Consider the following 380-nt stretch of genomic DNA (forward strand, 5'->3'; position numbering starts at 1 on the left):
TTGTAAAGCACTTTAAGCGGGGAGGAAGGCTCTATGGCTAATATCCATGGGGATTGACGTTACCCGCAGAATAAGCACCGGCAAACTTCGTGCCAGCAGCCGCGGTAATACGAAGGGTGCGAGCGTTAATCGGAATTACTGGGCGTAAAGCGCGCGTAGGTGGTTTGATAAGCGATATGTGAAATCCCCGGGCTCAACCTGGGAACTGCATGTCGAACTGTCAGGCTAGAGTATGGTAGAGGGGTGTGGAATTTCCTGTGTAGCGGTGAAATGCGTAGATATAGGAAGGAACATCAGTGGCGAAGGCGACACCCTGGACCGATACTGACACTGAGGCGCGAAAGCGTGGGTAGCGAACAGGATTAGATACCCCTGTAGTC

Annotated in this window: 1 rRNA gene; it reads left to right on the plus strand. The window is 52.4% G+C overall.

Going from position 1 to position 380, the window contains the following annotated elements:
- Nucleotides 1–380 (plus strand): 16S ribosomal RNA (locus tag ACTHSL_RS13165); the annotation flags it as partial.

Origin of the sequence: Neisseria sp. P0008.S010, from assembly GCF_051962715.1 — a bacterium.
Lineage (GTDB): Bacteria > Pseudomonadota > Gammaproteobacteria > Burkholderiales > Neisseriaceae > Neisseria > Neisseria elongata.